We start from the raw sequence: 25030 nt of genomic DNA on the forward strand, positions 1-25030 counted from the left end.
CCGAAGGCTCTGCGCGCAGCGCATTGCGATAGCCGTCGTCGGTCTCTACACTCGCGGCTCCGCTCGGGGCCAGGCCTCGCCGCCACCGTCGGCCGCGGCCGGCTGGCATTCGGTCGGACCCGTTCTCTTCCAGCCAGACCTCGAATCCCGGTTTCCATGAATCTACTCAAGTCGCTGGCGGCGGTCAGCTCCATCACCATGCTGTCCCGCGTGCTGGGCTTCGTGCGCGATACCCTGGTGGCGCGCATCTTCGGCGCCGGTCTGGCCACCGATGCCTTCTTCGTCGCCTTCAAGTTGCCCAACCTGCTGCGGCGCATCTTCGCCGAAGGCGCCTTTTCCCAGGCCTTCGTGCCGATCCTCGCCGAATACAAGACCCAGCAGGGCGAGGAGGCGACGCGCACCTTCATCGCCTATGTCGCCGGTCTGCTGACCCTGGTGCTGGCGCTGGTGACCCTGCTCGGCATCCTGGCGGCGCCCTGGATCATCTGGGTCTCGGCGCCGGGTTTTGCCGAGTCCACGGAAAAGTTCGAGCTCACCGCCACGCTGCTGCGGATCACCTTTCCTTATATATTGCTGATCTCACTGTCTTCGCTGGCCGGGGCGATTCTCAATACCTGGAACAGGTTCGGCGTGCCGGCCTTCGTGCCGACCCTGCTAAACCTCAGCATGATTGCCTTCACACTGTTTCTCGCGCCCTTCTTCGATCCGCCGGTGCTGGCGCTGGGCTGGTCGGTGCTGGCCGGCGGCCTGTTGCAACTGCTCTACCAGTTGCCGCACCTGAAGAAGATCGGGATGCTCGTGCTGCCGCGGCTGAACCTGCGCGATAGCGGCGTGTGGCGGGTACTCAGGCAGATGGCGCCGGCCATCTTCGGCGTCTCGGTGGGACAGATCTCGCTGATCATCAACACCATCTTCGCATCCTTTCTCGCCGCCGGTTCGGTGTCCTGGATGTACTACGCCGACCGCCTGATGGAGCTGCCGTCCGGCGTGCTCGGCGTGGCGCTGGGGACCATCCTGCTGCCGGCCCTGTCGAAGACCCATGCCAGCCGGGACCGGCAGGAGTATTCGCGGCTTCTCGACTGGGGGCTGCGCCTGTGCTTCCTGCTGGTGCTGCCCTGTGCGCTGGCTCTGGCGATTCTCGCCGAGCCGCTGACCGTGTCGTTGTTCCAATACGGCAGGTTCACAGCCCACGATGCCCTGATGACCCAATATGCCCTGATCGCCTATGCGGTCGGGCTGCTCGGGATCATTCTGGTGAAAGTGCTGGCGCCGGGCTTCTACGCCCAGCAGAACATTCGTACGCCGGTGCGCATCGCTATGCTGACCCTGGGCGCCACCCAAGTCATGAACGTGACCTTCATCCTGACCTTTCCCGTCCCGCATGCCGGCCTGGCGCTGGCCATCGGGCTGGGGGCCTGTCTGAACGCCGGTCTTCTCTATTGGAAGCTGCGCCAGCAGCGGCGGTTCGAGCCGCAGGCGGGCTGGGGCGTGTTCCTCCTCAAGTTGCTGGTGGCCGTGCTGGCGATGGGCGCGGTGTTGCTCGGGGGGATGGCGCTGATGCCGGCCTGGGAGCAGGGTGTGATGGCGGAGCGCTTCCTGCGCCTGGGCGCCCTGGTGCTGGCAGGTATCGTGGCTTATTTCGGTACGTTGCTGCTGCTCGGCTTCCGGTTGCGGGATTTTTCCCGCAGGTCGATCGCCTGATCCCGGTGGGTGTCGTGCAACTGGTCGTGAGAGCGGCGTTTCCGGCGGCGATCCGCCGTTCTGAGCGTCTTGCCGACCTGTCGCCAGGCCTCGGCTGTGCGTATAATCGGCCACTTTGCAGGCAAGATGTTTCCTATGCAGCTGGTTCGAGGCCTCCATAATCTGCGGCCCCAGCATCGGGGTTGTGTCGCCACCATTGGGAATTTCGACGGTGTCCACCGTGGTCACCAGGCGATCCTCACGCGCCTGCGCGAGCGCGCGACCGAGTTGGGCCTGCCCAGTTGCGTGGTGATCTTCGAACCCCAGCCGCGGGAGTTCTTCAGTCCGCAGCGTGCCCCGGCGCGCTTGACCCGCCTGCGGGAAAAGCTCGAACTGCTCGCGGCGCAGGGCGTCGACCGGGTGCTCTGTCTGGCCTTCAATCGCCGCTTGTGCGAGCTGAGTGCCCGGGCGTTCGTGCAGAGCGTGCTGGTCGAGGGACTGGGCGTGCGCCACCTGGAGGTCGGCGACGACTTTCGCTTCGGCTGCGACCGCGCCGGCGACTTCGAATTCCTGTGCCAGACCGGTGTGGCGGAGGGCTTCACCGTCGAGGCGGCGGTCACCGTCGAGGTGGACGGCCTGCGCGTCAGCAGCACGCGGCTGCGTGCCGCCCTGAGTCATGGCGATCTGCCCCTGGCCGAGCGCTTGCTCGGCCGGCCGTTCAGCCTCTGCGGCCGGGTGCTGCATGGCCAGAAACTGGGCCGCCAACTCGGCACGCCGACTGCCAACGTGCAGCTCAAGCGCCGCCGGGTGCCGCTCACCGGCGTCTACCTGGTGAGCACCGAACTGGACGGGCGGCGTTGGCCGGGAGTGGCCAACATCGGTGTGCGCCCCTCGGTGACGGGCGATGGCCGCGCACATCTGGAGGCGCATCTGCTGGATTTTGCCGGCGACCTGTATGGCCGACACCTGTGTGTCACCTTCCATCACAAGCTGCGCGACGAGGAACGCTTCGCTTCCCTGGATGCGCTGAAAGCGGCGATCGACGCGGATATCGCCGCCGCCCGAGCCTACTGGCAGGGTAAACCGCTTACTCACGAGCCCGAACAACGATGACCGACTACAAAGCGACCCTCAACCTGCCGGAAACGGCATTCCCGATGAAGGCCGGCCTGCCGCAACGCGAGCCGGAGACGCTGCGGCACTGGAACAGCATCGGCCTGTACCGCAAGCTGCGGCAGATCGGCGAGGGACGTCAGAAGTTCATCCTGCACGACGGCCCGCCCTACGCCAACGGCAACATCCACATCGGCCATGCGGTCAACAAGATCCTCAAGGACATGATCGTCCGCTCGAAGACCCTGGCCGGCTTCGACGCGCCTTACGTACCGGGTTGGGACTGCCACGGCCTGCCCATCGAGCACAAGGTGGAAACCACCTTCGGCAAGAACCAGCCGGCGGACCTGACCCGTGAGCGCTGCCGTGCCTATGCCGCCGAACAGGTCGAGGGGCAGAAGGCCGACTTCATCCGTCTCGGTGTGCTCGGCGACTGGGAAAACCCCTACAAGACCATGGATTTCGCCAATGAGGCCGGGGAAATCCGCGCCCTGGCGAAGATGGTTGAGGGCGGTTTCGTGTTCAAGGGTCTCAAGCCGGTGAACTGGTGCTTCGACTGCGGCTCGGCGCTGGCCGAGGCGGAGGTCGAATACCAGGACAAGAAGTCCGACGCGATCGATGTGTTCTTCCCGGTCGGGGATGCCGACAAGCTGGCCGCCGCCTTCGGCCTGGCTCAGTTGGACAAGCCGGCCGGCATCGTCATCTGGACCACCACTCCCTGGACCATTCCGGCCAACCAGGCGCTCAACGTCCATCCGGACTTCATTTATGCCCTGGTGGATTGCGGCGACCGGCTGCTGCTGCTGGCCGAGGAACTGGTAGAGGGCTGCCTGGCCCGCTACGGCCTGCGGGGCCAGGTGCTGGCCACCGCCAAGGGCGAGGCGCTGGAGCTCATCCGCTTCCGCCATCCGTTCTACGAACGCTTCTCGCCGGTCTATCTGGCCGATTACGTCGGGCTGGACGCCGGTACCGGCATCGTCCACTCGGCTCCCGCCTATGGCGAGGACGACTTCCGTTCCTGCAAGCGCTACGGCATGAGCAACGACGAGATTCTCAGCCCGGTGCAGAGCAACGGCGTGTATGTCGAGTCGCTGCCGTTCTTTGGCGGCCAGTTCATCTGGAAAGCCAACCCGAACATCGTCGCCAAGCTCGCCGAAGTCGGCTGCCTGCTCAAGCACGAGACGATCAGCCATAGCTACATGCACTGCTGGCGGCACAAGACTCCCCTGATCTACCGGGCCACCGCGCAGTGGTTCGTCGGCATGGACAGCAAGGCGAAGGACGGCACCACGCTGCGCGAACGCGCCCTGGCCGCCATCGAGCAGACCCGGTTCGTCCCCGCCTGGGGCCAGGCGCGCCTGCACGGGATGATCGCCGGCCGTCCGGACTGGTGCATCTCGCGCCAGCGCAACTGGGGCGTGCCGATTCCCTTCTTCCTGCACAAGGAAAGCGGCGAGCTGCATCCGCGTACCGTCGAGCTGATGGAGGAGGTGGCCAGGCGTGTCGAACAGAAAGGCATCGAGGCCTGGTTCAGGCTCGACCCCGCCGAACTGCTCGGTGCCGAGGCCGACCAGTACGACAAGATCGCCGACACCCTGGACGTCTGGTTCGACTCCGGCACCACCCACTGGCACGTGATGCGCGGCTCGCATCCGATGGGCCATGACCAGGGGCCGCGTGCCGATCTCTACTTGGAGGGCTCGGACCAGCACCGCGGCTGGTTCCACTCGTCGCTGCTGACCGGCGCGGCCATCGACGGCCATGCGCCCTATCGCGGCCTGCTGACCCACGGCTTCACCGTGGACGAGAACGGCCGCAAGATGTCCAAGTCCCTCGGCAATGTCATCGCCCCGCAGGAAATCACCGACAGCATGGGCGCCGACATCCTCCGCCTGTGGGTTTCGGCCACCGACTATTCCGGCGAGATGGCGGTATCCAAGCAGATCCTCCAGCGCAGCGCCGACGCCTACCGGCGCATCCGCAACACCGCGCGTTTCCTGCTCGCCAACCTCAGCGGCTTCGATCCGGCGAAGGATCTGCTGGCCGCCGAGGACATGCTGGCGCTGGACCGCTGGGCGGTGGACCGCGCCCTGCTGCTGCAGCGCGAGGTCGAGGAAGCCTTCGACAGCTATCGCTTCTGGGTCGTCTATCAGAAGGTGCACAACTTCTGCGTGCAGGAGCTGGGCGGTTTCTACCTCGACATCATCAAGGACCGCCAGTACACCTGCGCCGCCGACAGCGTGGCGCGCCGTTCCTGCCAGAGCGCCATGTACCACATCGGCGAGGCGCTGGTGCGCTGGATCGCGCCGATCCTGGCGTTCACCGCCGAGGAGATCTGGCAGTACCTGCCGGGCGAGCGCAACGAATCGGTGATGCTCAACACCTGGTACCAGGGTTTCGCCGAGCTGCCGGACGGCTTCGCCCTGGATCGCGCCTTCTGGGAACAGGTCATGGCGGTCAAGGCCGCAGTGAACAAGGAGCTGGAGAACCGGCGCAATGCCAAGGCCATCGGCGGCAACCTGCAGGCCGAGGTCGTCCTGTTCGCCGAGCCGGCCCTGGCCGGGCGCCTGGCCCTGCTGGGCGACGAACTGCGCTTCGTGCTGATCACTTCGGCCGCGCAGGTCCAGCCGCTCGGGGCCGCTCCCGCGGATGCGGTGGACACCGAGGTCGCCGGTCTGCGCATTCAGGTGAGCAAGTCGGTCCATACCAAGTGCGCCCGTTGCTGGCACCATCGCGAAGATGTGGGGCTCGATCCGGCGCATCCGGAGATCTGCGGGCGTTGCGTGGAGAACATCCAGGGCGAGGGCGAGGTCCGCCAGTATGCATGATCCGCATCGTGGCAGCGGCGGGGTAGGTGGGCGTCGATGAATTCCCGTTTCGGCAAGCTGCCCTGGCTCTGGCTGAGCCTTCTGGTATTCGTCCTCGACCAGGTCAGCAAGCTCCATTTCGAGGGTGCCCTGCAGCTCCACCAGCAGATCGAGATCCTTCCCGGTCTGTTCAGTTGGACCCTGGCCTACAATACCGGCGCCGCCTTCAGCTTCCTCGCCGGCGAGTCCGGTTGGCAGCGCTGGCTGTTCGCCCTGATCGCGATCGCGGTCAGCAGTGTTCTGGTGGTCTGGCTCAAGCGTCTCCAGCCCTCCGAAACCTGGCTGGCCATCGCCTTGGCGCTGGTGCTGGGTGGCGCCGTGGGCAATCTGTTCGATCGCGTGGCCTATGGCCATGTGATCGACTTCATCCTGGTGCACTGGCAGGATCGCTGGTTCTTCCCGGCATTCAACTTGGCCGACAGCGCCATTACCGTGGGCGCCATCATGCTGGCGCTGGATATGTTCATCAGCAAGAAGTCCGGAGAAACTGCCCATGACTGAGCTGCGCATCGGTCCCGATCGGGAAGTCACCCTGCATTTCGCCATCAAGCTCGACTCGGGCGATGTGGTCGACAGTACCTTCGACAGGCGTCCGGCCACCTTCCGGGTTGGCGATGGCAATCTGTTGCCCGGGTTCGAGCTGTCTCTCTATGGCCTCAAGGCCGGCGACAAGCGTGCCCTGCCGATTGCGCCGGAGCAGGGCTTCGGCCGGCCCAATCCGCAGAACGTACAGGTCATGCCGCGCGGCCAATTCGAAGGCATGGAGCTCTCCGAAGGCCTGATGGTGATCTTCAACGATGCCGCCAGCGGCGAGATGCCGGGTGTCGTCAAGTCCTTCGACGATCAGCAGGTCACCGTCGATTTCAATCACCCGCTGGCCGGCCGCGACTTGACCTTCGAAGTGGAAATCCTCGAGGTCAGGGCCGTCTGAGCCGCGATCGCCATCCGCCCCATTCCTGCCGAGACCTCCCATGCACATCAAGCTTGCCAATCCCCGTGGTTTCTGCGCCGGCGTCGATCGCGCCATCGAGATCGTCAACCGTGCCCTGGAGGTCTTCGGTCCGCCGATCTACGTGCGCCACGAGGTGGTGCACAACAAGTTCGTGGTGGACGATCTGCGTTCTCGGGGAGCCATCTTCGTCGAGGAACTGGACCAGGTGCCGGACAACGTCATCGTCATCTTCAGCGCCCACGGCGTGTCCCAGGCGGTGCGCCAGGAAGCCGCGCGGCGCGGGCTCAAGGTGTTCGACGCCACCTGTCCGCTGGTGACCAAGGTGCACATGGAGGTCGCCCGCTACAGCCGCGAGGGCCGGGAGTGCATCCTCATCGGGCACCAGGGGCATCCGGAGGTGGTTGGCACCATGGGCCAGTACGATACGGCCAATGGCGGCGCTATTTATCTGGTGGAGGATGAGGAGGACGTCGCCCGCCTGCAGGTGCGCAATCCCGTGTCCCTGGCTTTCGTCACCCAGACCACCCTGTCCATGGACGACGCCGCCCGCATGATCGATGCCCTGCGCGCCCGCTTTCCGGGCATCGGTGGCCCGCGTAGGGACGACATCTGCTACGCCACCCAGAATCGCCAGGACGCGGTCAGGCAACTGGCCGGCGAGTGCCAGTTGGTGCTGGTGGTCGGCAGCTCCAGCAGTTCGAACTCCAACCGCCTGCGTGAACTGGCCGAGAGCATCGGAGTTCCCGCCTATCTGGTCGACGGCGCCCAGGATCTTCGTCGCGAATGGTTCGATGGCATCCGGCGCGTCGGTGTCACCGCCGGCGCTTCGGCACCGGAGGTGCTGGTACGTGACGTGATCGACCGACTGCGGCAATGGGGCGTCGTCAACGTCGAGGAATTGACCGGCCGCGAAGAAAACATCACCTTCTCGATACCGAAGGAGTTGCGGGTGGTGTCGTCGGACTGAGTGTCCGGCACGATCCGGCCGTTTCTCTCCGTCAGCAGGTACCGGGAGCGTTCCGGGTCGAGCGGACCCGGCCGCTGGCGTTCAGGATCAGGCTTCTCACGGCATGCCGGCCGTTCTGGTGGCAGATAGTGAAGGTTCCGGCCTGGAAGGCTCCACTCGCCAGTTGCGCCTGCCCCGTCGCGATATAGCGCACATAGCCCCGGACAGGACTGTTCGGCGCGATTCGCACGCCGCTGGGGGCTTTGCCCTGTCTCGACAGCTCCCGCTCGCCGGGATCGAAAGCGCCATTCGAATTGGCATCGACATACACCCTCCAGCCTGCCTCCCAATCGCCTTCGAGACTCTCGACCAGTACCGGATGGTTCTGGCTGATCGCCGCATGCCTGGCCAGGGCGAGGCCGGCGCCGAGGTTGCGGCTGGTAGTGCCGACCCTTTGGCCTTCGACGCTATGGCTGAGCGCGGGGGCGCCGACCATGGCGAGCACGCCGACCAGGGCGAGGGTGGTCATGAGTTCGATCAGCGTGTAGGCGCGGGAAAAGCCGGGCATTGGTATCCACCTTATCTGTGTGAACGACCCCTACATCCCGCGGGAGCCGTTTTCCGGATGACGACGGGGCTGGAATGAGCCCGTCCGATCCGGATGAGCCGGAGACTCCGGAACCGTCTTTCGAAGGTTAAGCAGGTGAGCTGGGAACCGAGCGTGATGCGCTTCAAGGGTCCGGGTTTCCCGCTGGAACGGAGCGAAGCGGATATTCGGATAAGTGGACCAGTGCTCGGGAATTTTTCCGGACTTCTTGAAAATACGGCTCTGTGGCAGTGAAGCAAAAAAATCATGCTGCGCGGGTTATGGAGTCACGCGATGGAGCGAAATGGAAGGCGCGGTTTTACCCTGATCGAATTGATGATAGTCGTCGCGATAATCGCAATACTCGCGACGATCGCCTATCCCGGCTATCGGCAGTACGTTCTGCGCGGCAATCGGGGAGCCGCTCAAGGGGCGATGATGGAAATCGCCAGCCGCCAGCAGCAGTTTCTGCTGGCCAACCGTGCCTATGCCACCCGGGATGAACTGGAGAAGAGCGGATATGTACTGCCGAGCGATGTGGCGGCTCACTATGACTATGCGGTGACGCCCGGCAGCGGCACGCTTCCTTCCTTTCTCATCGCCTTTACCGCCAGGGGCGTGCAGATGAAGGATGCCGAGAGGCTGACGCTCGACAGCGAAGGGGTGAGAACCCCTGCGGACAAGTGGTGACCCGCAGGCGGTTTCGCCGGAGTGAGCAGACTGGCGTGACGCTGATCGAAGTGCTGGTGACCCTTCTGATCCTGTCCGTGGGGCTGCTTGGCATGGCGGCTCTGCAGGTGCGCCTGCAACAGTCGGAGATGGAGGTCTATCAACGCGTCCAGGCGCTGCTCCTGCTGAGCGACATGGCGAACCGGATCTCGGCCAACCGCAACGCGGCGGCGGGCTATGTGACGGGCGCCGGCAGCCCTGTCGGGGTCGGTTCCGCCTGTGGGACTTCGACGGCATCGCGCAAGGACATCGACCTCGGCGAATGGTGTGCCGCCTTGCAGGGCGCGGCGGAAACCGGCAGCGATTCGAGCAGGCTGGGAGCCATGCTGGGAGGACGCGGTTGCATCGAGTCTCTCGGCAGCGACGAGTACCTGATCACGGTCGCCTGGCAGGGCGGAGGGCCGATTGCCGCGCCGCCGGCCAGTGTCGCCTGCGCAGCGGGGCAATACGACGGGGACGGCGGCTCGGCCTGTGCCGCTGATCGCTGCCGGCGTGTCGTGACCACCATCGTGCGGATCGCCGACCTATGAACAAGCGTTTCAATGGCGGACGGCGGTCCGCCCGCATATTCATTCATTGCGCCCAGACCGGTTTCAGTCTGATCGAATTGATGGTCGCCTCGACCATCGGACTCTTGATCATGACGGCGGTCTTGACGCTGTTTCTCAATGTGAGTCGCACCAATGATGAAATGGCCAAGACCAATATGCTGATCGAGAATGGACGATTCGCGATTCAGTTATTGCAGAACGATATCGCCCATGCCGGTTTCTGGGATAGTTATATTCCGGACTTCGACGATCTGACAGTGACTGCGGTACCGGCCGAGATTCCGGCTGTCGTTCCCGATCCTTGTCTGGCGTATTCTTCATGGACAGCAGCGACTCGTACCAGCCAGTTGGGAGTTCCGCTGCAGGTCCATGATTCGCCACCTTCCGAATGCGGGGCCGTGATAACCAATCGCAGAAGTGGTACCGATATTCTGGTGGTGCGCCACTTGAATACCTGCGTTGCTGGCGGCTGTGAAGCGGAAGAGAGCGGGAGACTCTATTTTCAGGCATCCCGTGCCCGTGGAGGCGACTGTCCCGCCAGCGTTTCTTCGGAGGCTCCATATATATTTTCCACCGATCCTGCCGATTTCGTCCTGCATGATCGCGACTGTACGACTATCGCTTCCAGGCGAAGATTCCTTTCCCATATCTACTATATCCGCGACTACGCGGTGACGCTGGGAGATGGTGTTCCGACCCTGGTGCGTTCGGAACTCGATCTGGAGGCTGGAGAGATCAAGGCCAGATCCGCCGTTGTACTGATCGAGGGTATAGAAGGATTCAGGGTCGAGTTGGGCGTGGATCGGATCAGCGATTCCGGCAGGGATATCATCGTCGAAAGTTCCGACGCAGATCCCTACAGGGAGGCGGTCGAGTGGGCCGATAGGAAAAACCTGACCTCTCCCGTGAATCGTGGAGATGGCGTACCGGACGAGTTCGTTCATTGTTCGGGAGTTTGTTCGCTCGACAGGTTGATCAATGTGGTCGCGGTGAAGCTCCATCTGCTGGTGCGTGCTCAGACCGGCACTCCCGGATATACGGACGGCAAGTCTTATACCTTGGGGGAGCAGGCGGTCGCGGCCGCCAACGATGGTTTCAAGCGTCATGTATTTTCCACGGTCGTCCGGCTGAACAATGTTTCGGGAAGAAGGGAAACGCCATGAGGACTCTTCCCGGACATCGCCGCCAGGCTGGCGCGACGCTGGTGGTCGGCCTCGTCGTGCTGTTGCTGTTCACCTTGCTGGTTTCCAGCGCTTTCGTACTCGGCACGAGCAATCTCAAAGCCGTTGGCAACATGCAGTCGCGCGACGAGTCGATAGCCGCGGCCAATATGGCCACCAATCTGATATTGAGCACGCCTTTCAGCGCATCTCCATCCGGGCAACGCGTGGAGATCGATCTCAACGATGACGACAAAACCGATTACGGGGTGGATATCGCCGAACCGGAATGCGTTCGGGCGTCGCCCGCCGCTGCGACCGCGCCGAGCAGCGTGACCCTGCCGGCGATGGCCGACTTCACCTGGAATACCGTTTGGGAAATCCGTGCCTCGGTGAACGACCCGCTCAGTGGGGCCGATACCCTGGTGCGTTCGGGTGTGCGAGTCCTGCTCAGCAGTGCGGAGAAAGGCAAGGTCTGTCCCTGAGGCAAGTTCCCGAAACCTCCAATGGAATCCGCAGCATGAGGAATAGATTCAGGAGAGGGTTGCTGGCCGCTACCCTGCTGGCGATCGGAGCTGGCGCGGATGCGGAGGATATCGACCTGTTCGTCGGCGTGGAATCGGAACGGGGTACGGATTACCCGAATGTCGTCATCCTGCTCGATAACACGGCCAACTGGGCGGACGACGCTCAATATTTCCCGGATATGAAGCAAGGGCTGGCCGAACTGAGCGCCATCAGGACGGTGATCGGTGCGCTGGCGCCGGAAGGGGAGGACGCCAAGCTCAACGTCGGGCTCATGATGCTCGACGAGGGGACCGGACAGCGCTTCGACGGCGGTTATGTGCGCTCGCACGTCAAGCAGATGACCAAGGGGGCCAGGGCCGAGCTTCTGGCCGAAATTGCCGAGATCGAGTCCGAATTCAGTACGGGCGGGCAGGTAACGACGGAGGTGGGCTATAGCCGGGCGATGTTCGAGGTATTCAAATACTTCGGCGGTCATACCAGTCCGGCCAATGCCTACGATGACACGGCCGGTTCGCCAGTCGGTCCGACCCACTTCGGGCCGTGGCGTTATTCGGGTGACGATGTCTTCGACAGGCGGGATGCGGCCGCCTTCTCCGATAGCCGGCAAACCCTCTACAAGCCCGTCGTACCGGCCACGGAAACCTGCAAGTCGAAAAACTACCTCATCCTGATCGGCAACGGCTGGTCGCCGAATGGCGAGGACGAAGTCGCCACCCTGCTGAAGAACGTGGGGGGAGATGCCGGTCAGCTCTATCAAACCACCTCGTCCAAGGTGCGTTATGGCGACGAGATGGCCCGCTTTCTATATCAGACCGACGTCAGCGCGGCGCCCGGCAAGCAGAACGTGCTTACCTACGCCATCGACGTCTACAACAGGCAAGCCAGCGAGGATCACAGCAGGCTGCTGAAGAGCATGGCGCATGTCGGGGGCGGGAAATATTTCTCGGCGACCAATGCCGATGAAATCGAGACGGCACTGAGCACCATCTTTTCCGAGATTCAGGCGGTCGACAGCGTATTCGCCTCGGTCAGCCTGCCGGCCAGCGTCAACACCCGGGGCACCTACCGCAATCAAGTCTATGTCGGGATGTTCCGCCCGGATGCGAATGGCCTGCCTCGCTGGGCGGGTAATCTCAAGCAGTACAAGCTCGGCCTGGTCGACAATGCGCTCAAGTTGCTGGATGCCGAAGGCGAGCAGGCGATCGACAGTTCGACCGGCTTCATCGGCGAATGCGCCCGCAGCTTCTGGGGCCCTGCATCGGTCACGCAGCCCGCCTACTGGGGTAATGTCAATGGCGCTCCGGCCGGCGGCTGTCTTGCCGTCGCCGACTCGGTCCATGCGGACTATCCGGATGGCAACGTGGTGGAGAAGGGGGCCCAGAGCTACAGGCTTCGTACCCTGAGCGGCAGTGACGCACGCAACATCAAGAGCTGTGCGACGACGGCCTGTACCGAACTGATCGACTTCCATGCTCTGACGGTCGGTTCGATCGCTGCCGACGAGATCAACTGGGGGCGTGGCGGCAACGGTGAAACGGAGTTTGTCGATCCGACCGCTATCAGCGCGACGACCGTACGCCCATCGGTGCATGCCGATGTGCTCCATTCCCGTCCCATGGCCATCAATTTCGGCACCGATAGCGATGCCGAGGTGGTGGTTTTCTATGGGGGGAACGATGGCATCCTGCGCGCGGTGAACGGCAACCGCGACTCCGGTGCCTCCATCGGCGGCATGGCGCCTGGCGGCGAGCTGTGGTCCTTCATGGCCCCGGAATTCCATCCCCGGATCGCACGGCTGCGCGACAACATCGTCGGCATCGCTTACAAGGATCGGACAGCGGTGGCGTCCGGCGCGGTACCCGAGCCCGAGCCGAAACCCTATGGCTTCGACGGCCCGATCACGGCCCATCGTTACAGCGGAGGTGCGTGGATCTACGCCGGCATGCGTCGCGGAGGGCGTGCCCTGTATGCTTTCCAGGTGTCCGACACTGCCTTGGCCAAGCCAGTGTTCAAATGGCGGATTGGTTGTGACAGCGACATGAGCGGTACGGACTGCACCGATGGTTTCGAGCGTCTGGGACAGACCTGGTCGTCGGCCAGGCCGTTCCAGACGGCGGGCTACGATTCCGGCAAGTCTCCGCTGCTGATCATGGGGGCTGGCTACGATACCTGCGAGGACAAGACCGACGACCTCGCCCATAACCATCTTTGCGGCGACAACCCGCTGGGCAACCGGATCTACGTGATGGATGCCGACGACGGGGAACCGATCGCCGAGTTCAAGACCGAGCGCAGCGTGGTCGGTGATGTCACCATAGTGCCCGACGAGAGCGGCTTGGCCATTTACGCCTATGTCGCGGATACCGGCGGGACGGTTTACCGGATCGCTTTCGACGCGGCCGGGCCCGGCGACTGGAGCATGGTCCGGATCGCTTCGCTGGGCTGCGATGGACGTTCATCCTGCGATGCCAACCGGAAGTTCATGTTCGCGCCGGACGTGGTGATGCTGGGCGATACCCATTACGTGCTGCTGGGCTCGGGAGATCGCGAGAAGCCGCTGGCCAGCTACGCGGCGGCCACCAGCGTCGCCAACCATTTCTTCATGCTCAAGGACAAACCGACGGATACGGCCTGGCTGACCGACGAGAACGCGAAGGGTGTTTGCGCTGGCGATTATCTATGCATGGACTCGCTATATCCCATTACGACCCCGGATACGCCTAGCGAAGCGCTTCTGGCACGGAAGAAGGGCTGGTATCTGGCGCTCGCCGATAGCGAGCAGACGGTGACTTCGGCCATCACGGTCCATGGCACCGTGACCTTCAGTACGCACACGCCGGCGGTCCATGGCCCCGGCCAGTGCTCCAGACTGGGAACCGCCAGGGTGTACAACATCGACTACCGCAATGCCGAGAGCGGGAACGGCGGCGCCATGCGTTACGAAGTCATCGTGGGCGGCGGTTTGCCGCCGTCCCCGGTAGCCGGCATGGTGACGCTCGATGACGGTTCGAGCGTGCCTTTCATCATCGGCTCCGATCCCGACTCCCCGCTGGAAGGCGGATCTCCCAGGGCGGCTTCAGGTGTCGTCCAGCCCAAGGCCAAGGTCTATTGGAATATCGAGCGATGAGGGCAGGCCTACGTCCTTCCGGTGGCGGCATCCGGTAGTGGCGCGGATTCGCACGGCGTCGTCGCGGTCTGCGCGGGTTCGCCTTGACCGAGTCCCTGCCCGGCGTGCTCATGCCTCTGTCGCACTTTTCCCCGCGCGGGTAGCCGGGAGCGAGTGGTCGAGGTCGGCCTGGCGGGGCGAACCTTGGTGAGGAGCACCGCGAATGGACTGTGCCCATGCGCGTGAGCAGTCGTCGCTGCAGTCGGCGTTCGCGATAAGTACTGGCCGGCAGTCGTCCGGCGGAGGTATAACGGGCCGATTTACGGCCCGTTTTGTTTGGGGAGGGTGTGATGCGAGTCCTGGTGGTTGGCGGTGGTGCCATCGGTATGTTGTCGGCTCAGCGGTTGGCGGAGGCCGGCCTGGAGGTCCGCCTGCTGGATCAGGGCCCGCTTGGCCAGGAGTCCTCCTGGGCCGGCGGCGGCATAGTGTCGCCGCTCTATCCCTGGCGTTACAGCCCGGCGGTGACTGCGCTGGCGCACTGGTCGCAGGATTTCTATCCGGCCCTGGGCGAGCGCTTGCGGCACGAGACCGGCATCGATCCCGAGGTGCATGTCACCGGCCTCTACTGGCTGGATCTGGAGGACGAGGCCGAGGCGCTGGCCTGGGCGGCCCGCGAGAAACGGCCGCTGGAGGCCGTGGACATCGGCTCCGTGCACCAGGCGGTGCCGGCCCTGGGGCCGGGCTTTTCGCGGGCGCTCTTCATGTCGGGCGTGGCCAACGTGCGCAATCCCCGGCTGCTCGCTTCGTTGCACGCGGCACTGTTGCGTATGCCCAACGTGGTTCTCGAGGAGAGCCGCGCGGCGACCGGTTTCGTTCGCGAGGGCGGGCGGATCGTCGGGGTGAGCACGCCGTCCGGCGACCTGCGTGCCGATCGGGTGGTGGTCGCGGCTGGCGCCTGGAGCGGCAAGCTGCTCGCCACCCTGGGACTGGAACTGCCGGTCAAGCCGATGAAGGGACAGATGATCCTCTACAAGTGCGCCGAGGATTTCCTGCCGCGGATGGTGATGGCCGATGGGCGCTACGCGATTCCCCGGCGGGACGGGCACATCCTGGTGGGCAGCACCCTGGAGGATGTCGGCTTCGACAAGACCCCCACGGAGGATGCTCTCGCGAGCCTCAAGGCGTCCGCCGAAGCGCTGCTGCCGGCGCTGGCCGGCGCCGAGGTGGTCAAGCACTGGGCGGGGCTGCGGCCGGGGTCTCCCGAGGGCATTCCCTATATCGGTCCGGTGCCCGGTTGCGAAGGCCTATGGCTGAACTGCGGGCATTTCCGCAATGGGCTGGTGCTGGCGCCGGCGTCCTGCCAGTTGTTCGCCGACCTGCTGCTGGAGCGCGAGCCGATCATCGATCCGGCGCCTTACGCGCCGGCAGGAAGGATCGGATAGCACCGAACTCCCGCCCCGGCGACGAGGCGGGCCTCCCCGGGGAGAGATCCGCCGGGACATGGGCCGGGGCTCAGTCGATGCCCGGCTTCTTCAGACGGTAGCGTATGGAGCGGAAGGTCAGGCCCAGGCGCTGGGCTGCGGCGGTTCGATTCCTGCGGGCCTCTTCGGGGGCCTGCACGATCAGCCGGCGTTCGATTTCCTCCAGATGGTCCTCGAGGTTGCCGATGTCCGCCCGCATCGTTCCATCGTTCTCGGCGGGCTTCGAGGTGTCGCAGAGGCGCAGGTCGCTAGCCAGGATCAGGGCGTTCTCGCAGAGGCTATGGGCCCGTTCCAGCATATTCTCCAGTTCGCGCACGTTGCCCGGAAAGCGGTAGCTACGGAGCTTTTCCTAGGCATCCTCGCCGAGTCGGGCAGGGGGCTGGCCGGCTTCCTCCGTCACCAGCCGATACCGGTGGTACGGGCACAGGCGCCCGCCGAGGTACCGTCCAGCGGAGCGCCGCGCGGCGAGGCATTGCGTTCCGGCAAAGGGTCAGCGTCCACCGCGTCGCGGACCCTGGGTCAGGTGCGCCTGGCTGCAGTACCAGCGGCTGCCTTCGGCGAGGGCTTCCTCGCGCGGCAGGTGTATGCCGCAGTGGGCGCAGCGGACCATGGGCTTGGGGGCGTCGGGGCCACTCTTGTTGACGGGAGGGGCGGCGGGGCGCATCAGTCTGCGCCAGAGCCAGATGACGGCAATGATGACGAGGATCCAGAACAGCAGACGAAACAGGCCCATGAGGTGCTCTAATCGAAAGAGAGCCGGCATTTTAGCAAGCCGGGGTTTGCCGGGGCCATGTCACTGTCTGCTTCCGTGCGTTGGTCGGCAGCTTCGAGGATGCTTTTCGGCTCTTCCCGCCAGGGGCCTTCGTGCGTTGTTTTCGCGGGCGCCGATGCGGGAGAATGGATTTTTTCGGAACGCGCCCGTGGCATGCCGGGTGCGTCATATTCATCGGTGGAGACGGCCATGAGCCAAACCCTGCGGGTCGTGATGGCCCAACTGAATCTGCGCGTCGGCGATGTGCACGGCAATGTCGAACGCATCATCGAGGCGGCCTGCAGTGCCCGCGACGACCGGGGCGCGGATGTCATCGTGTTTCCCGAACTGGCGCTGTGCGGCTACCCGCCGGAGGATCTGCTGCTGCGCTCGAGCATGCAACTACGTATCGAGCAAGGCCTGCAGCGACTCAAGGACGAAGTGCGGGGCATCTATCTAGTGATCGGCTATCCCTGGCTGGAGGATGGGCGGCGCTTCAACGCCGCCGCGGTGATCGCCGATGGCGAGCTTCTCGCGAGCTACTACAAGCAGCATTTGCCGAACTATCGGGTGTTCGACGAGCGTCGCTACTTCGAGCCGGGCAGCGAGGCCTGCCTGCTGGATATCAAGGGCATCCCCGTGGCCCTGTCGATCTGCGAGGACATCTGGTTCCCCGGGCCCATGCGCCAGGCGCGCGAGGCCGGCGCACGGCTGATGCTCAGTCTGAACGCCTCGCCCTTCCACCTGGACAAGCAGCGCGAGCGCGAGGAGATCCTCGTCGCCAGGACGAGCGAAGGCGGCATGCCGGTGATCTACGTCAACCAGGTCGGCGGCCAGGACGAACTGGTCTTCGACGGCGGCTCCTGCGTGGTCGCGGCGGACGGTCAGGTCGTCCAGCGTGCGCCGGCCTTCGTCGAAGGGCTCTATCCGGTCGATCTCGGCATCGGGGACGACGGGGCGGCGACGCCGCGGGCCACCAACTGCGCACCACTGCCCGAGCTGGAGGCGAGCGTGTATCAGGCGCTGGTGCTGGGCGTGCGCGACTATGTGTGCAAGAACGGCTTCAAGGGGGTGGTCTTGGGGCTGTCCGGCGGTATCGATTCGGCCCTGACCCTGGCCGTGGCGGTGGATGCGCTCGGAGCGGAGCGGGTCGAGGCGGTGATGATGCCCTATCACTACACGGCGCAGATGAGTCTCGAGGATGCCGAGGCCGAGGCGCGCGCCCTGGGCGTGACCTATCGGGTGCTGCCGATCGCACCGATGGTCGAGGCCTTCATGGGGACCCTGGCGCCGGTGTTCGAGGGGCTCGGCCGGGATACCACCGAGGAGAACCTGCAGGCGCGCTGCCGTGGTACCCTGCTGATGGCCATTTCCAACAAGAAGGGCTATCTGGTGCTGACCACCGGCAACAAGAGCGAGATGGCGGTGGGCTACGCGACGCTCTACGGCGACATGGCCGGGGGCTTCGACGTGCTCAAGGACGTGCCCAAGACCCTGGTGTTCCGTCTCTGCGACTACCGCAATCGCCTGGGGGCGGTGATTCCCCAGCGGGTCGTCGACCGCCCGCCGTCGGCCGAATTGGCTCCGGGCCAGAAGGACGAGGATTCCCTGCCGCCCTATCCGGTGCTCGACGAGATCCTCAAGCTGTATATCGAGTACGACCTTTCGGCCAACGCCATCGTCGCCGAAGGTTTCGACGAGGACACCGTCAGGCGGGTGCTGCGGCTGGTGGATCTCAACGAATACAAGCGCCGCCAGGCCGCGGTCGGAGTACGGGTGACCCAGCGCGGCTTCGGCCGGGACCGGCGCTATCCGATCACGTCCGGCTGGCGGCTGGGGGATTGAGCGAGGAGCACGCGGGGAGTCCCGCGTGTGGCCGGTCCTTCGTCGAAGCGGGAAGGAGGCCTTGGGCCTCCCTCCCCATTGCTTGCTGTCGGCACTGGTTTCAGTCGAGCAGGCGCAGGGGGTTCCACCAGGCGCGTTTGGGCTTGCGATCGGCGCTTTCGACCGCTTCGCGGGTCTCCTCGCCTTGCTTCAGGTCGGCGCGGATTTCCTGACGGGCCTCCTCGTACATGCGGCGGATGTCCTGATTGGCGCGGGTTTCGCCCGGCGGCAGAGGCGGTTTGCTCTCGATCAGGCCGAGAGTCGCCTTGCCCAGCCAGGAGCGGTTGTCGTCCTCTTCCTCCAGCGGTACGAACTGGCCGTTCTGCAGGCTGGGGTGATCGGGATAGTTCAGCTTCAGGGTTTCCAGGCTGGTGGTGGCCAGTTCGTCCAGGGTCATGCGCTGGTAGGCTTCGATCATCACCGCCAGGCCGTCGCCCACCGCGGGCGTTTCCTGGAGGTTCTCCACAACATAGCGACCCCGGTTGGCGGCAGCGACGTAGGCTTCGCGCTTCAGGTAGTAATGGGCGACATGGATCTCGTAGGCGGCCAGCAGGTTGCGCAGATAGACCATGCGCGCCTTGGCGTCCGGCGCATAGCGGCTGTTCGGGAAGCGGCTGGTGAGTTGGGCGAACTCGTTGAAGGAGTCGCGGGCCGCGCCCGGATCGCGCTTGGTCATGTCCAGCGGCAGGAAGCGCGACAGCAGCCCCCGGTCCTGGTCGAAGGAAGCCAGCCCCTTGAGGTAGTAGGCGTAGTCGACGTTCGGGTGTTGCGGGTGCAGGCGGATGAAACGCTCCGCGGCCGAGCGCGAGGCGTCCGTTTCCTGGCTCTTGTAGTAGGCGTAGATCAGTTCGAGCTGTGCCTGTTCGGCGTAGCGGCCGAACGGATAGCGCGATTCCAGGGCCTTCAGCTTGGTGGTCGCGGAGCCGAAGTTCTCGTTGTTGAGGTCGTTCTGGGCCTGCTGGTACAGCTCGGTCTCGCTCAGATTCTCGTCGACGACTTCCTCCTTCTCTTTTTTCGATCCGCAGGCGGCGATGAGAACGAGCGAGGCGATCAGCAGCAGGTGTTTCAGGTGCATGGAGGCTGTGCGTCCCTGTGACGGCGGCTGTCGGGGGCCGGGCCGTCCTGTTATGATGGGCGCCCCGCACGAGCCGGGGCAGAGGGGCCGTATTTAACCACAAGCGCATGGTCGAAACCAAAGGCCATGCCCCGCCGTTGCCGAGCATGTCAATACACAACGATCAGGCTATCAGACTTCGCGCCGAAGTCCCCGTCGAGCTGGGCGGCCAACGCCTGGACCAGGTCGCCGCACAACTCTTCGCCGAGCATTCGCGCTCGCGCCTGGCCGCCTGGATCAAGGACGGGCGACTGACCGTCGATGGCGCCGCGCTGCGCCCCCGCGACATCGTGCATGGCGGCGCGCTGCTCGAACTGGATGCCGAGCAGCAGGCGCAGGGCGAGTGGATCGCCCAGGCCATCGAACTGGACATCGTCCACGAGGACGAGCAGATCCTTGTGCTGAACAAGCCGGCCGGGCTGGTCGTGCATCCGGCTGCCGGGCATGCCGACGGCACCCTGCTCAATGCGTTGCTGCACCATGTGCCGGGGCTGGTCAATGTGCCGCGCGCGGGCATCGTCCACCGTCTGGACAAGGACACGACCGGCCTGATGGTGGTGGCCAAGACCCTGCAGGCGCAGACCCGGCTGGTCGAGCAACTGCAAAAGCGCAGTGTCAGCCGCATCTACGAGGCCATAGTGGTCGGTGTGATCACCGCCGGCGCCACCATCGATGCGCCCATCGGCCGGCATGGCCAGCAGCGCCAGCGCATGGCGGTGGTCGAGGGCGGCAAGCCCGCGGTCAGCCACTACCGTGTGCTCGAACGCTTCCGTGCGCATACCCATGCCCGTATCAAGCTGGAAACCGGGCGAACCCACCAGATCCGCGTGCACATGGCGCACGTCGGCTATTCGCTGGTGGGCGATCCGGTCTATGGCGGGCGTTTCCGCATTCCGCCGGCGGCCAGTCCGACCCTGGTGCAGGCGCTTCGGGAGTTTCCGCGCCAGGCCCTGCACGCCCGCTTCCTCGAACTGGATCACCCGGCCAGCGGCGAGCGCCTGAAATGGGAGGCGCCGCTGCCGGACGATTTCGTCTGGCTGTTGACACTGCTGCGCCAGGACAACGAGGCGTTCGTCTGATGAATGCCCGGCTGGCGCCGGACTGGCCCGTGCCAGCACGGGTGCGCGCCTGCGTGACGACCCGCGCGGGAGGCGTCAGTGTCGCGCCTTTCGACAGCTTCAACCTCGGCGACCATGTCGGGGACGAGCCGGAAGCCGTGGCCGAGAATCGTCGACGCCTGCAGTCCGGCCTCGGCTGCGAGCCCGCCTGGCTGCGCCAGGTGCACGGGGTGACGGTGGTTCCGGCCGATCCGGCGCTGACGCCCGAGGCCGATGCCTGCTGGACGGACCGTGCGGGTGTCGCCTGCGCCATTCTCACCGCCGACTGCCTGCCGGTACTGTTCTGCGACCGTGCCGGCACGCGCGTGGCGGCAGCCCATGCCGGCTGGCGCGGGCTGGCCGGCGGCGTGCTGGAGGCGACCCTGGATGCCCTGGCCGTGGCGCCGCAGGAGCTGCTGGTCTGGCTCGGTCCGGCCATCGGACCGGCGGCCTTCGAAGTGGGGCCCGAGGTGCGCGAGGCCTTTCTCGAGCATCATCCGCAGGCTGCCCCGGCCTTCGTGCCGAGTCGAAACCCCGGGCGTTTCATGGCCGATCTCTACCGGCTCGCCCGCATCCGCCTGGCTGCCCGCGGTATCGAGGCGGTTCATGGCGGTGGCTTCTGCACCGTCCGGGATGAGCGTTTCTACTCCTATCGCCGCACGCCGCGCACCGGCCGTTTCGCCAGTCTGGTGTGGCTGGCCGCGCCCTGATCGCCTCGTCTCGCGGCCGGGCGGGTTTCCGCGCCGATTTTTCGGCCCATGGGCCTGGCTGCTGACGCGGATCAATTCCGCGGCCTTGAATCCCCGCCGATCATCCTTATCTATGCTTCAACCCGGCAGGCCATCCAGTATGCCAGCCCGCTCCTTCAGGAAGGATGACTCCATGCGAATCGACCGATTGACCAGCAAACTGCAACTTGCCTTGTCCGATGCCCAGTCCGTGGCAGTCGGCCTCGACCACGCCGCCATCGAGCCGCTACACCTGATGCAGGCGCTGCTCGATCAACAGGGGGGCTCGATCAGGCCGCTCCTGATGCAGGTCGGCTTCGATATCAACGGCCTGCGCCAGGCTCTGAGCAAGGAGCTGGATCAACTGCCCAAGCTGCAGAACCCCACTGGCGACGTGAATCTGTCCCAGGACCTGGCGCGTCTGCTCAACCAGGCGGACCGCTTGGCCCAGCAGAAGGGGGATCAGTTCATTTCCAGCGAACTGGTGCTGCTCGCCGCGCTGGACGGCAACACCCGCCTGGGCAAGCTGCTGCTTGGCCAGGGCGTGTCGAAGAAGGCTATCGAGAACGCCATCGGTAACCTGCGTGGCGGCCAGACGGTGAACGATCCGAATGCCGAGGAGTCCCGCCAGGCCCTGGACAAGTACTGCGTCGACATGACCGCCCGGGCCGAGGAGGGCAAGCTCGACCCGGTGATCGGACGCGACGACGAGATCCGCCGCACCATCCAGGTGCTGCAGCGGCGTACCAAGAACAACCCGGTGCTGATCGGCGAGCCGGGTGTCGGCAAGACCGCCATCGTCGAAGGCCTCGCCCAGCGCATCGTCAACGGCGAGGTGCCGGACGGACTCAGGGACAAGCGCCTGCTGGCGCTGGACATGGGTTCGCTGATCGCCGGCGCCAAGTTCCGCGGCGAGTTCGAGGAGCGCCTGAAGGCCGTGCTCAACGAGCTGGCCAAGCAGGAGGGGCGCGTCATCCTGTTCATCGACGAACTGCACACCATGGTCGGCGCCGGCAAGGCCGAAGGCGCCATGGATGCCGGCAACATGCTCAAGCCCGCTCTGGCGCGTGGCGAGCTGCATTGCGTCGGCGCCACCACCCTCGACGAGTACCGCCAGTACATCGAGAAAGATGCCGCGCTGGAGCGCCGCTTCCAGAAGGTGCTGGTGGACGAGCCGAGCGAGGAGGACACCATCGCCATCCTGCGCGGCCTGAAGGAGCGCTACGAGGTGCACCATGGAGTGACCATCACCGACGGCGCCATCATCGCTGCGGCCAAGCTGTCGCACCGCTACATCACCGACCGCCAACTGCCGGACAAGGCCATCGACCTGATCGACGAGGCGGCCAGCCGCATTCGCATGGAGATCGACTCCAAGCCCGAGGAACTGGATCGCCTGGATCGCCGGCTGATCCAGCTGAAGATCGAGCGTGAGGCGCTGAAGAAGGAAACCGACGAGGCGACCAAAAAGCGCCTGGCCAAGTTGGAAGAGGACATCGCCAAGCTCGAGCGCGAGTACGCCGACCTCGAGGAGATCTGGAAGTCGGAGAAGGCCGAGGTGCAGGGCTCGGCACAGATCCAGCAGCAATTGGAGCAGGCCAAGCTGGATCTGGAGGCGGCACGCCGCAAGGGTGATCTGAACCGGATGGCCGAGCTGCAGTACGGTTTGATTCCGGAGCTGGAGCGCAAGCTGGCCTCCGCCGACGGCGGGCAGCCGCGGGAGAACCAGTTGTTGCGCAATCGTGTCACCGACGAGGAGATCGCCGAGGTGGTCTCCAAGTGGACCGGCATCCCGGTGGCCAAGATGCTCGAGGGCGAGCGCGAGAAGCTGCTGAAGATGGAGGAGTTGCTGCATCAGCGGGTGATCGGCCAGAACGAGGCGGTGACCGCCGTGGCCAATGCGGTGCGGCGTTCCCGCGCCGGGCTCGCCGATCCGAACCGGCCGAGCGGCTCCTTCCTGTTCCTCGGCCCGACCGGGGTCGGCAAGACCGAGCTGTGCAAGGCGCTGGCCGAGTTCCTCTTCGATACCGAGGAGGCCCTGGTGCGCATCGACATGTCCGAGTTCATGGAGAAGCACTCGGTAGCCCGCTTGATCGGCGCCCCTCCGGGGTATGTCGGCTATGAGGAGGGCGGCTACCTGACCGAGGCGGTGCGCCGCAAGCCTTACTCCGTGGTGCTGATGGACGAGGTGGAAAAGGCTCACCCCGATGTGTTCAACATCCTTCTGCAGGTGCTGGAGGACGGTCGTCTGACCGATAGCCACGGGCGTACCGTGGACTTCAAGAACACCGTGGTGGTGATGACTTCCAACCTTGGTTCGGCGCAGATCCAGGAGCTGGCCGGCGATCGCGAGGCGCAGCGGGCGGCGGTGATGGATGCGGTAAGCCACCATTTCCGGCCGGAGTTCATCAACCGCATCGACGAGGTGGTGGTATTCGACCCGCTGGCCCGCGAGCAGATCGCCGGCATCGCCGAGATTCAGTTGAAGCGCCTGCGCCAGCGTCTGGCCGAGCGCGAGCTGAGCCTCGAACTTTCCGATGAGGCCCTGGACAAGCTGATCGCCGTCGGTTACGACCCGGTCTACGGGGCACGGCCCCTGAAGCGGGCGATCCAGCGCTGGATCGAGAACCCGCTGGCGCAGCAGATTCTCGCCGGGCAGTTCGCGCCTGGCGCGAAGATCTTCGCCAGGGTGGAGGGCGACGAGATCGTCTTTGGCTGATGCTGTCCTTTCGCCTTCTCCCGCATCGACGGCAGAGGGCGAAAATAAGTGTTTGCTGCGAAAAGTATTTTCAAGGGTTGACAGAGGCGTCGGGAATCGTAAAATGCGCGCCACTGCAACGGACACGGTGTTTGCGTTTCGTTGCAAGTACTAGAAGTGATGAAAGTTCCGCGATAGCTCAGTCGGTAGAGCAAATGACTGTTAATCATTGGGTCCCTGGTTCGAGTCCAGGTCGCGGAGCCAGCTTTCAGACGGGGTATAGCGCAGTCCGGTAGCGCGCCTGCTTTGGGAGCAGGATGTCGGGAGTTCGAATCTCTCTACCCCGACCATCTCTTCACTCGCTTGGGTCGTTAGCTCAGTCGGTAGAGCAGTTGGCTTTTAACCAATTGGTCGTAGGTTCGAATCCTACACGACCCACCATTACTTATGGCTTTCAGCGGATTTCGTGGTTCGCTGTGGGCTTTCTCGATTCTGCACAGATTACTCGGTTGCAAGTCAGCCCGAAAGACGGGTTGTTTCCGAGGCAGTGTCAGATCACTTCTGCATTTTTCAGATGAGCAGTTTGGTTCTGTCGCGGCCATTCTCTGCGGTAATTACTCCTCCTTCCGCTATCTCCCTGCCTCGCTTGAAACGCCGTTAATTGCGTACGCTGAATTCCGATGGGGTTCTTGTCTCGTCGCGGATGCGGATATAGCGATTCAGTAGGTGGACATCCATCGCCCGGATCTGCAGCAGGGCATTTCAGGCGAATGCCGATGTGAAAGAGGGGTTCGAAGACGACCAGCCTGAACCCCAAGGCCGGGCCAGACCCTTTAGCCATTTCAGGAGCGAGTCCCGGCTCTTTCGGGTAGGTCTCTTGCTGTCGTCATTCGTTCCTTTTTCACACCTCCTTGGATCATTTCGTCGTTCAAGAGGGGACTGTCATGCCTTTCGCCGGCTGGAGGGCTGGGGGAAATCGAGAATGGGTTGGAATGGTTTGGTGAAAATCGTTGCCCCCTTGTCGAAGGTTTTCGCTTCGGGCAGCAGGGGGCGATGCCT

At 64.5% G+C, this 25030-nt stretch carries 20 protein-coding genes, 3 tRNA genes and 1 pseudogene; 19 read left to right on the forward strand and 5 right to left on the reverse strand.

The genetic code is table 11. From position 1 onward, the window contains the following. Positions 1-156 precede the first annotated feature (156 nt). The 6 genes from murJ (at position 157) to ispH (ending at position 7579) form a co-directional block, all read left to right on the forward strand. Positions 157-1701 carry a murein biosynthesis integral membrane protein MurJ gene (gene murJ / locus AVCA_RS05285; protein WP_012699825.1) on the forward strand — a complete coding sequence of 515 codons (1545 nt, stop codon included), beginning with the start codon at positions 157-159 and terminating at the stop codon, positions 1699-1701. 135 nt (positions 1702-1836) lie between these two features. Then, the gene (gene ribF / locus AVCA_RS05290; RefSeq protein WP_041806975.1) at positions 1837-2793 is read left to right on the forward strand and encodes a bifunctional riboflavin kinase/FAD synthetase; all 957 of its coding nucleotides are present in this window, start codon (positions 1837-1839) and stop codon (positions 2791-2793) included. Next, positions 2790-5621, forward strand: a complete 2832-nt coding sequence (ileS, locus tag AVCA_RS05295) for an isoleucine--tRNA ligase (protein WP_012699827.1) — start codon at positions 2790-2792, stop codon at positions 5619-5621. The genes ribF and ileS overlap by 4 nt, the downstream gene beginning before the upstream one ends. 36 nt (positions 5622-5657) lie before the next feature. Continuing rightward, positions 5658-6161, forward strand: coding sequence for a signal peptidase II (gene lspA, locus AVCA_RS05300; RefSeq protein ID WP_012699828.1), 504 nt, complete (start codon positions 5658-5660; stop codon positions 6159-6161). After that, a complete protein-coding gene (locus tag AVCA_RS05305; protein ID WP_012699829.1) occupies positions 6154-6591 on the forward strand; it encodes an FKBP-type peptidyl-prolyl cis-trans isomerase in 438 nt (145 codons plus the stop codon). The genes lspA and AVCA_RS05305 overlap by 8 nt, the downstream gene beginning before the upstream one ends. Before the next feature lie 40 nt (positions 6592-6631). Continuing rightward, complete coding sequence (gene ispH / locus AVCA_RS05310; RefSeq protein WP_012699830.1) at positions 6632-7579, forward strand: 4-hydroxy-3-methylbut-2-enyl diphosphate reductase; 948 nt, start codon at positions 6632-6634, stop codon at positions 7577-7579. Between the two features lie 31 nt (positions 7580-7610). On the opposite strand, the gene AVCA_RS05315 is transcribed toward ispH, so the two are convergent. Next, the gene (locus tag AVCA_RS05315; RefSeq protein ID WP_012699831.1) at positions 7611-8126 is read right to left on the reverse strand and encodes a GspH/FimT family pseudopilin; all 516 of its coding nucleotides are present in this window, start codon (positions 8124-8126) and stop codon (positions 7611-7613) included. Positions 8127-8438: 312 nt separating this feature from the next. Between AVCA_RS05315 and AVCA_RS05320 the strand changes: the two genes are divergently transcribed. From AVCA_RS05320 to thiO, 6 genes are all read left to right on the forward strand, one after another. Next, positions 8439-8834 carry a type IV pilin protein gene (locus tag AVCA_RS05320; protein ID WP_012699832.1) on the forward strand — a complete coding sequence of 132 codons (396 nt, stop codon included), beginning with the start codon at positions 8439-8441 and terminating at the stop codon, positions 8832-8834. Then, positions 8831-9403 carry a type IV pilus modification protein PilV gene (pilV, locus tag AVCA_RS05325; RefSeq protein ID WP_269078194.1) on the forward strand — a complete coding sequence of 191 codons (573 nt, stop codon included), beginning with the start codon at positions 8831-8833 and terminating at the stop codon, positions 9401-9403. Before AVCA_RS05320 ends, pilV begins: the two co-directional genes overlap by 4 nt. Next, entirely contained in the window at positions 9400-10587 is a 1188-nt protein-coding gene (locus AVCA_RS05330; protein WP_012699834.1) for a PilW family protein, read from the forward strand. Before pilV ends, AVCA_RS05330 begins: the two co-directional genes overlap by 4 nt. Next, positions 10584-11069, forward strand: coding sequence for a hypothetical protein (locus AVCA_RS05335; RefSeq protein WP_012699835.1), 486 nt, complete (start codon positions 10584-10586; stop codon positions 11067-11069). Before AVCA_RS05330 ends, AVCA_RS05335 begins: the two co-directional genes overlap by 4 nt. A gap of 35 nt (positions 11070-11104) precedes the next feature. Beyond that, on the forward strand, positions 11105-14239 hold the full coding sequence (locus AVCA_RS05340; protein WP_236616351.1) for a pilus assembly protein: 3135 nt from the start codon (positions 11105-11107) through the stop codon (positions 14237-14239). A 329-nt stretch (positions 14240-14568) separates the two neighbouring features. After that, positions 14569-15660, forward strand: a complete 1092-nt coding sequence (thiO, locus tag AVCA_RS05345) for a glycine oxidase ThiO (RefSeq protein ID WP_012699837.1) — start codon at positions 14569-14571, stop codon at positions 15658-15660. A 70-nt stretch (positions 15661-15730) separates the two neighbouring features. Here the strand turns inward: thiO and AVCA_RS05350 are convergent. From AVCA_RS05350 to AVCA_RS26340, 3 genes and pseudogenes are all read right to left on the reverse strand, one after another. Next, positions 15731-16048: pseudogene (locus AVCA_RS05350) on the reverse strand (AAA-type ATPase lid domain-containing protein); the annotation flags it as partial. A 141-nt stretch (positions 16049-16189) separates the two neighbouring features. Next, positions 16190-16432 (reverse strand): PP0621 family protein, encoded by a 243-nt coding sequence (locus tag AVCA_RS05355; RefSeq protein WP_012699839.1) that lies wholly within the window; start codon positions 16430-16432, stop codon positions 16190-16192. Between the two features lie 8 nt (positions 16433-16440). Then, a complete protein-coding gene (locus AVCA_RS26340; protein WP_175555956.1) occupies positions 16441-16662 on the reverse strand; it encodes a hypothetical protein in 222 nt (73 codons plus the stop codon). On the opposite strand from AVCA_RS26340, the gene AVCA_RS05360 reads away from it, so the two are divergent. Further along, entirely contained in the window at positions 16661-18295 is a 1635-nt protein-coding gene (locus AVCA_RS05360; protein WP_175555955.1) for an NAD+ synthase, read from the forward strand. The genes AVCA_RS26340 and AVCA_RS05360 overlap by 2 nt on opposite strands. A gap of 100 nt (positions 18296-18395) precedes the next feature. Here AVCA_RS05360 and AVCA_RS05365 read toward each other — a convergent pair whose 3' ends face one another. After that, positions 18396-19409, reverse strand: coding sequence for an outer membrane protein assembly factor BamD (locus AVCA_RS05365; RefSeq protein ID WP_012699841.1), 1014 nt, complete (start codon positions 19407-19409; stop codon positions 18396-18398). 146 nt (positions 19410-19555) lie between these two features. Here AVCA_RS05365 and rluD point away from each other — a divergent pair, with 146 nt between their 5' ends. The 6 genes from rluD to AVCA_RS05395 all read left to right on the forward strand — a co-directional run bounded on the left by rluD (position 19556) and on the right by AVCA_RS05395 (position 24412). Further along, the gene (gene rluD, locus AVCA_RS05370; RefSeq protein ID WP_041807510.1) at positions 19556-20527 is read left to right on the forward strand and encodes a 23S rRNA pseudouridine(1911/1915/1917) synthase RluD; all 972 of its coding nucleotides are present in this window, start codon (positions 19556-19558) and stop codon (positions 20525-20527) included. After that, positions 20527-21255 carry a peptidoglycan editing factor PgeF gene (gene pgeF, locus AVCA_RS05375; protein ID WP_012699843.1) on the forward strand — a complete coding sequence of 243 codons (729 nt, stop codon included), beginning with the start codon at positions 20527-20529 and terminating at the stop codon, positions 21253-21255. The genes rluD and pgeF overlap by 1 nt, the downstream gene beginning before the upstream one ends. Before the next feature lie 172 nt (positions 21256-21427). Further along, positions 21428-23992 carry an ATP-dependent chaperone ClpB gene (clpB, locus tag AVCA_RS05380; RefSeq protein WP_012699844.1) on the forward strand — a complete coding sequence of 855 codons (2565 nt, stop codon included), beginning with the start codon at positions 21428-21430 and terminating at the stop codon, positions 23990-23992. Between the two features lie 167 nt (positions 23993-24159). Then, a tRNA-Asn gene (locus AVCA_RS05385) sits at positions 24160-24235 on the forward strand. 9 nt (positions 24236-24244) lie between these two features. Then, positions 24245-24321, forward strand: a tRNA-Pro gene (locus AVCA_RS05390). A gap of 15 nt (positions 24322-24336) precedes the next feature. Then, positions 24337-24412 (forward strand) — tRNA-Lys (locus AVCA_RS05395). Positions 24413-25030 lie beyond the last annotated feature (618 nt).

Origin of the sequence: Azotobacter vinelandii CA (assembly GCF_000380335.1) — a bacterium.
GTDB classification, from domain to species: domain Bacteria; phylum Pseudomonadota; class Gammaproteobacteria; order Pseudomonadales; family Pseudomonadaceae; genus Azotobacter; species Azotobacter vinelandii.

What these genes read in the sequence shown, in the direction of transcription:
- AVCA_RS26340 (WP_175555956.1), bottom strand. Translation starts at nt 16,662, where the DNA reads ATGGCCGTCTCCACCGATGAATATGACGCACCCGGCATGCCACGGGCG.
- lspA (WP_012699828.1), top strand. Translation starts at nt 5,658, where the DNA reads ATGAATTCCCGTTTCGGCAAGCTGCCCTGGCTCTGGCTGAGCCTTCTG.
- AVCA_RS05330 (WP_012699834.1), top strand. Translation starts at nt 9,400, where the DNA reads ATGAACAAGCGTTTCAATGGCGGACGGCGGTCCGCCCGCATATTCATT.
- AVCA_RS05360 (WP_175555955.1), top strand. Translation starts at nt 16,661, where the DNA reads ATGAGCCAAACCCTGCGGGTCGTGATGGCCCAACTGAATCTGCGCGTC.
- rluD (WP_041807510.1), top strand. Translation starts at nt 19,556, where the DNA reads ATGTCAATACACAACGATCAGGCTATCAGACTTCGCGCCGAAGTCCCC.
- pgeF (WP_012699843.1), top strand. Translation starts at nt 20,527, where the DNA reads ATGAATGCCCGGCTGGCGCCGGACTGGCCCGTGCCAGCACGGGTGCGC.
- AVCA_RS05305 (WP_012699829.1), top strand. Translation starts at nt 6,154, where the DNA reads ATGACTGAGCTGCGCATCGGTCCCGATCGGGAAGTCACCCTGCATTTC.
- clpB (WP_012699844.1), top strand. Translation starts at nt 21,428, where the DNA reads ATGCGAATCGACCGATTGACCAGCAAACTGCAACTTGCCTTGTCCGAT.
- thiO (WP_012699837.1), top strand. Translation starts at nt 14,569, where the DNA reads ATGCGAGTCCTGGTGGTTGGCGGTGGTGCCATCGGTATGTTGTCGGCT.
- AVCA_RS05340 (WP_236616351.1), top strand. Translation starts at nt 11,105, where the DNA reads ATGAGGAATAGATTCAGGAGAGGGTTGCTGGCCGCTACCCTGCTGGCG.
- AVCA_RS05315 (WP_012699831.1), bottom strand. Translation starts at nt 8,126, where the DNA reads ATGCCCGGCTTTTCCCGCGCCTACACGCTGATCGAACTCATGACCACC.
- ispH (WP_012699830.1), top strand. Translation starts at nt 6,632, where the DNA reads ATGCACATCAAGCTTGCCAATCCCCGTGGTTTCTGCGCCGGCGTCGAT.
- AVCA_RS05335 (WP_012699835.1), top strand. Translation starts at nt 10,584, where the DNA reads ATGAGGACTCTTCCCGGACATCGCCGCCAGGCTGGCGCGACGCTGGTG.
- AVCA_RS05365 (WP_012699841.1), bottom strand. Translation starts at nt 19,409, where the DNA reads ATGCACCTGAAACACCTGCTGCTGATCGCCTCGCTCGTTCTCATCGCC.
- AVCA_RS05320 (WP_012699832.1), top strand. Translation starts at nt 8,439, where the DNA reads ATGGAGCGAAATGGAAGGCGCGGTTTTACCCTGATCGAATTGATGATA.
- AVCA_RS05355 (WP_012699839.1), bottom strand. Translation starts at nt 16,432, where the DNA reads ATGGGCCTGTTTCGTCTGCTGTTCTGGATCCTCGTCATCATTGCCGTC.
- murJ (WP_012699825.1), top strand. Translation starts at nt 157, where the DNA reads ATGAATCTACTCAAGTCGCTGGCGGCGGTCAGCTCCATCACCATGCTG.
- ileS (WP_012699827.1), top strand. Translation starts at nt 2,790, where the DNA reads ATGACCGACTACAAAGCGACCCTCAACCTGCCGGAAACGGCATTCCCG.
- ribF (WP_041806975.1), top strand. Translation starts at nt 1,837, where the DNA reads ATGCAGCTGGTTCGAGGCCTCCATAATCTGCGGCCCCAGCATCGGGGT.